The sequence below is a fragment of the Pelotomaculum sp. PtaB.Bin117 genome (assembly GCF_002067195.1).
In the GTDB taxonomy this organism is placed as follows: domain Bacteria; phylum Bacillota; class Desulfotomaculia; order Desulfotomaculales; family Pelotomaculaceae; genus Pelotomaculum_D; species Pelotomaculum_D terephthalicicum.
In genome coordinates this window covers 1-5,932 of sequence record NZ_MVQM01000138.1, presented here as the reverse complement: position 1 = coordinate 5,932, position 5,932 = coordinate 1, and the positions used below count along the sequence as shown (strand labels likewise).

Sequence of the window (5,932 nt, the reverse complement as noted above, 5' to 3'; positions counted from 1 at the left end):
ATAGCTGCATATGAACAGGGATATTCAATGCAAGAAATTGCCCGCCATATTAATGTTTCTGCAACAGCAGTTTTTAAATATATTAATAAAGCAAGTATAATAAGTTAATAAGTTAAGAGCCTGACCCCCAGGGCAGACCCCCAGGGCACAGTTTTTGTCTTTTTTCATAATATAAATTATGGATCAAATAATATATTATGGTAATGGAGTGAACCAAAATGGGAGATTATTCTTTGTTAAATCTGGGGGTATCGTGCGAGATCGGACCGGAAAGTGACCGGAAGCGTCTTCGAGAGGCATATCGACTGCGCCGGGAAGCGGCGCTTTTTGAAAAGGACCTTCCTCTCCCGGGCCATCCATGCAACGGTGATGAAAATCTTTATCCTAATAAAATTGCCAGTTACTCCAAATCTTTGCCTCACAATCAAATCGGTGAGGTTGACCTCAACGCTTATAATGCCTTGATCAGGGCCTTATCGACTGGTGACCCGGAAGAATTTGAATTAATACCTTTGGGAGGGGTTACCGAGCTCAAAGATCCCCAGGCTGCATATGCTTATGAAATGGTGGGGCCTGATTCCCATCATTTAAGTATTGCCCCGGCGCCGGCTTTAAGCAGCGCCGAGATAGCCGGTGAAATGGGCGAGCTTTACTGGCAGGCGCTGACCCGTGATGTTCCTTTCACGGATTACGACACCAACCCTCTCACTATCGCGGCGGCTTCTGATTTATCGGGATTTTCGGATTTTCGCGGACTCAAAGCCGGTGGAGTGGTCACGCCGGGGACTCTGTTTCGCGGAGATACGCCCGGAGATCTGGCGGGTCCTTATCTCTCCCAGTTTCTCTGGCAGGATATTCCCTTCGGGGCTAGAACGGTCAGCCAGCAATACCTTACCACAGTGGCCGGTGTGGACTATATGACCTCATATGCGGAGTGGCTGAAAATTCAGAATGGAGCCGCCCCGGCGTCTCAGGATGTCTACGACCCCGTTCCCCGCTATATTCGCGACGGCCGTGATGTCGGCGAGTGGGTCCACAAGGATTTCTCTTGCCAGGGTTCGCTAGCCGCTTGCTTGATTCTGCTCGGTTATGGCCAGGAAGCGTTAAGCCCGTCCAATCCCTACCTGCGATCAGCAACTCAATACAGTTTTGCCACCTTCGGCGCTCCGCATATTTTGGATTTTGTGGCCCGGACGGCGCGGGCGGCGCTGGAAGCTGCCTGGTTCCAGAAATGGCTGGTCCATCGCCGGCTTCGTCCCGAAGCCTTCGGAGGGCTTGTCCAGAATCTTCTGACGGGCGCCGCCAGCTACCCGATCAGTCAGGAATTGCTCAACTCGCAGGCAGTTGCTGAAGTCTTCAGCAAATATGGCAACTACCTGCTGCCTCAGGCCTTTCCGGAAGGCAGCCCGACTCATCCGGCCTACCCGTCCGGCCATGCCACCTATACTGGAGCAGGAGTTACCATGTTGAAGGCGTTCTTTAAAGAATCATTTATTATACCTAATCCGGTCGTTGCCAGCGCTGATGGCCTAAAACTGCTTCCTTACTCCGGGCCGCCTTTAACTGTAGGCGGGGAGTTGAACAAGCTTGCCGCGAATATCGCCCTTGGCCGCGATTTCGCGGGTATACACTGGCGCACCGACGGAATCGAGGGAATAAAGCTGGGTGAAGCGGTAGCCATCGGTATTCTGCAAGATTACAGGAACACCTATAATGAGCATTTTAGCGGCTTCACTCTAACCAAGTTTGACGGCACTACCGTAATAATCTGATTTAAGGTGGCGCCTTACGCCACTTTATAAATTCAGATTTATAATATTATATATATATATTGCGGCTTGCGGCTGGTATAAAGAGCTATTATAATTTATTCAGGGAAAATAGCTTAAGTAAATACATGCAAATATGGTATTGTCCGGCAAATTTCTTTCTGTTGAAGATGCTTAGTATAGTATTATGTACATTTTATGACTTAAGAATTTGGACTTAATTGTTTTGCCGTAGGAGTTGAGATTGTGCTGGGGACTATAGTTAACGTAGCGGCTATCGCATTTGGAGCCGCTTTTGGTTTGTTGTTTAGAAAGGGAATATCTGAAAAGGTTAGCTGCACAATCATGCAAGGGATTGGTTTAGCGGTTCTGCTAGTAGGCTCCAGTATGGCTTTGCAAACCAAACAGGTTTTAGTGGTTATTCTCAGTATGGTTCTTGGTGGTTTGACAGGTGGATTGCTAAATATTGAGGGAGGTCTAGCCCGCCTCGGCAAGTGGCTGGAAGAAAAAGTTGGTGGAGAAACAGGGGAAGTCGGCAAGGCATTTGTCACAGCCAGCCTGGTTTACTGTGTGGGAGCGATGGCTATTATGGGGGCAATTGAAGATGGTCTGAACAACAACCCGCAGATTCTTTTTGCTAAAGCAGCATTAGACGGAATTTCAGCGATAGTTTTTGCTTCCACTATGGGAATAGGGGTTATTTTTTCTCTTTTCCCGGTGTTTATTTACCAGGGTTCCATAACGCTTTTGGCTGTATATGTAAAAGGTTTTCTCGTTCCTGACGCGGTGGCGGAAATGACAGCCACCGGCGGACTGCTGATAGTAGGGATAGCCTTGAATATCCTTGGTATTAAGGATATAAAAGTAGGCAATCTTCTTCCCGCAATTTTTTATGCTTTACCCCTCACATTATTACTTTCCAAAATAATCCCCGTTTGATTCTTCTAAAACATTAAGCTCATTCAAATGGAACTAATTCCGTAATTTCCTATATATTGTATCAAGACAGGATAATGAGGTTATTCCATGGGATACTTTTGAAGTATAAAAATAAAAAAGGATTTGAAAGATGTTTAGGTTAAATCCCTTCCGTAAAAAGAAAAAAGGTTTAAAAAATGAAAAGTCATCGGGCTTCAACATATTACGAAATGACCAGGTAATTCAGAATCAGTTAGAAATCAAGATAGGGGACGTAATAATAAGGTTATTGCGCAATAACACAAGTCAACCGCGAAACGAACTCACAGCAATAATTCCCCGGGCGGAAATTCGCCGTAAATTTTATAATAACGGACATTTTACCGCTGAAGAAGAAATAATACTAAACAGTATTACTTTAGTTGACGCTCCCTCCCATGGTTCTGAAAAAAATCAAGGATTTTAGTCCTGTCCGGGTTGCGTTCCTTTTTTTCACCATTTTGACGGGGGAATGTTTTCTTGTCGTTTCCGCTATTTGTTTTTTCCCTGCCAGCAGCGTTATTATCATTTTTTTTATTAGCATAATCTTCTTTTGTGTTTTGACGCTTTTCAAGGATATTTTGATTGTTATTATTTTTCATTCCTGCATTCTTCTCTAGAAGTTTGCGAAAACTATTAAAGCCGGCTTCGCTGTCATTTCTGTCGCCAAAGTTTCTGCTATTATTGTTGCTCTTGTAGCTATTATTACTGTAGTATCTATAATAGTCATTGTTGCTCCCATACCTATTGCTGCTTTTATAGCTATTATCGCTTAATATTTCGCTAATGGATATTTTTTTGTCCTTTTCCAATTCCCTCAAGCTCTTGACGCTTATTTCATCAACGTTGACCGGAACACCTCTGGCAGCTGACTTTTGCAGTAGCAGGTATCTTCCGGTAGAGATGCCGGCCTTCTCAGCTTCCTGGCGCACTGTATTTTCTACAGGTTCAATAATTACTTCAGTGTCCAACCCGTTTGATTGGACAGGACTATTTATTGATTCGTAAATGGATTCCAATTCGTCGGTAAAATTTTCGATATCATCTGTGGTCAGGGTAACTAGAATAATGTTGTTGTCATTTGCCAAAAGAAATTGGTCTTTTATTGCCTGATCTACAATAAGCTTGGCCGCTTCATGCAAGTCCAGTCCGGTCACTTTAACCTCGTTTAAAATAGTTGCGCCGTCACTGTTCAAACCGCGGGCTGACGCTATTCTTTTGTCTGCCTGTATTGCTAGCTCAATGCTGGGATTGATGTCGATGGTCATGAAAGCTGCCGCCGGCTTCGAACGTCCCAAGTAAAGCTGCCCGGTCAGGACCAGCAGCAATAAGGAAGCGGCCACCATAAAATGCCTCAGGTAAGGAAAGCGTTTCTTCCTTTCCACATCGGTGATTATTTGGCCCAATCTGGTAACACCGTTTTCGGGAAGAGAAACTTTTTTATATTCCCCGTCACTAGTGAGCAAAATGCATGAATTACCTGTTATCTTAACTACCATTCCCGTCTTTTTCATTTATATTCCCCCTTAGCTTGTGACGGGCATTTTCAAATACGAAGCCAAATATAAAAAATCTTCCCGCCTGTGTATTAGAAGAGTCATCGCTACTATGTATTTACGGCCTCTTTCCAAGGTTTTTCGGCCAATACCAGTTTTTTTCTCCAATTCCACCAGCGGCAGTTTCTTATTATATGTGAATTTTTGGAATAGACTGCTTTCCTCAGCCAATTCCCAGGCAGCAAGCATTAACGAACGGCGTGTGTCCCGGTGCCGTGGCGAGCATTTAACCAAGTCTTCGAACGAAACCCCATACTCATTTAATAATTCTTCAAACTCTCTTATTTCTTCTTCTCTTTCTCTTGCGGCTTCCTCCTCTTGAAATATTCCCCAGGACCTGGCGAACTCAACATTATTACCTTCTTCCTGCAACGGTAGTTGAGCCTTAAGCAAGAAATTCCGGTTTTCGCGCCGGTAATGGTCTACAAGACGGCTTCTCATTACATTTCTGGAGTAAGCAAGAAAAGGAACTCCAAAATCATCACAAAAACGATCGATAGCTTCATTAAAGGCAATCAAGCCGATGGCTAACTCGTCATCCCTGCCCCATTCCAGGTTCTTCCTGGAATATTTGCAAGCTACCTTATATATAAATGGCTTGCAGCTTTCTAAAAAACGTTCTCTGGCCAAGCTGTCACCATGTTTTATTTTTTTTATTTCGGTCTCCATGTCCTGTTCAGGAAACAAGTTTTCACTCCCCTTCTTAACCGGTGGACCACCTCTTTCAAAGATAATAAGCAGCGACCGGGGGATATCGACCGTTCCTCAATCATTAATACGTTAAGGCAGAAACGATTTAAGGGGTATGGGTTAGTAACAATGTAAAGCCTGACCCCATTGGTTGACCCCATTGGTGACCCCATTGAAAAGGGCAGGGGGGGTACCTCTGCCCATATTTTCTTTGCCGTATTTTTTATATATTAAGTTTAATTATACAGCACTATGGTTAAATGTGAATACTAATCTTGTGGGGCTAGAATTCTGATATCTTCGATCCGGACATGGAGACCTTCTCTTTTTTCCAAAACCATATTGACTAGACCGGTATGATTCAGGTTCATCATGCAAAAGCCCGGCAGAAAAGTCGCCCTGCAGCCCAAAGATGGTTCTTTGCTGATCCTGCAGGCAATCCCTTCAAAACCAATCATATGGTATGCGACTACGTCCTTAACTTCCCGCTCTCTTGAATACAAAGGGCCGACAACCCAGGTATAGAGCAGGCCGGTTACCGGCTCGGCTTCAATAACAGAAAGAACATGCGGTATCGGACAGCCTGCTCCCATTGGTCTGCCCAGCACATAATCGCCTTTTTTGATGTCCATTTTTTCCACTAGATCGCTCCGAAAAGGCAGGACGATCTTCCTGGCGGAGCTTTCCCCGGGCAAAGGGCTAAGAATAAAATCATATGGATGGCCTAAAACATCATGCCCCTGGTAAATGGCTTCTTTTACCAAATCATTTTTCTGGAAACTATGTTCCTGGTAATATGGACAGTCGTCATTAGCCTTTTGGCCATTGCCAACCAACCGGAGGAAGCTTTTACAATTGATTTCCCCGCATAGGCCACAGTTTTTTCCTGGTGGAAGCCAGTATTGCATCTCACTCACCCCGATAAAGGTATTCGGCGATTTGACCGTCCAATTTTTTTAT

The 5,932-nt window shown here is 44.5% G+C and carries 6 protein-coding genes; 3 read left to right on the top strand and 3 right to left on the bottom strand.

Annotated elements, in window-relative coordinates:
• From A4E54_RS15775 to A4E54_RS09825, 3 genes are all read left to right on the top strand, one after another.
• Positions 1-108 carry a hypothetical protein gene (locus tag A4E54_RS15775; RefSeq protein ID WP_353681831.1) on the top strand — a complete coding sequence of 36 codons (108 nt, stop codon included), beginning with the start codon at positions 1-3 and terminating at the stop codon, positions 106-108.
• A 110-nt stretch (positions 109-218) separates the two neighbouring features.
• Positions 219-1,772 (top strand): vanadium-dependent haloperoxidase, encoded by a 1,554-nt coding sequence (locus tag A4E54_RS09830; protein WP_286725948.1) that lies wholly within the window; start codon positions 219-221, stop codon positions 1,770-1,772.
• 243 nt (positions 1,773-2,015) lie between these two features.
• Positions 2,016-2,708 (top strand): DUF554 domain-containing protein, encoded by a 693-nt coding sequence (locus A4E54_RS09825; RefSeq protein WP_240084031.1) that lies wholly within the window; start codon positions 2,016-2,018, stop codon positions 2,706-2,708.
• 392 nt (positions 2,709-3,100) lie between these two features.
• On the opposite strand, the gene A4E54_RS09820 is transcribed toward A4E54_RS09825, so the two are convergent.
• The 3 genes from A4E54_RS09820 to A4E54_RS09810 form a co-directional block, all read right to left on the bottom strand.
• A complete protein-coding gene (locus A4E54_RS09820) occupies positions 3,101-4,240 on the bottom strand; it encodes an anti-sigma factor domain-containing protein (RefSeq protein ID WP_240084032.1) in 1,140 nt (379 codons plus the stop codon).
• Positions 4,241-4,252: 12 nt separating this feature from the next.
• Positions 4,253-4,969, bottom strand: coding sequence for a sigma-70 family RNA polymerase sigma factor (locus A4E54_RS09815; RefSeq protein ID WP_240084033.1), 717 nt, complete (start codon positions 4,967-4,969; stop codon positions 4,253-4,255).
• 272 nt (positions 4,970-5,241) lie between these two features.
• The gene (locus tag A4E54_RS09810; protein ID WP_240084034.1) at positions 5,242-5,880 is read right to left on the bottom strand and encodes a (Fe-S)-binding protein; all 639 of its coding nucleotides are present in this window, start codon (positions 5,878-5,880) and stop codon (positions 5,242-5,244) included.
• Between the last annotated feature and the right edge of the window lie 52 nt (positions 5,881-5,932).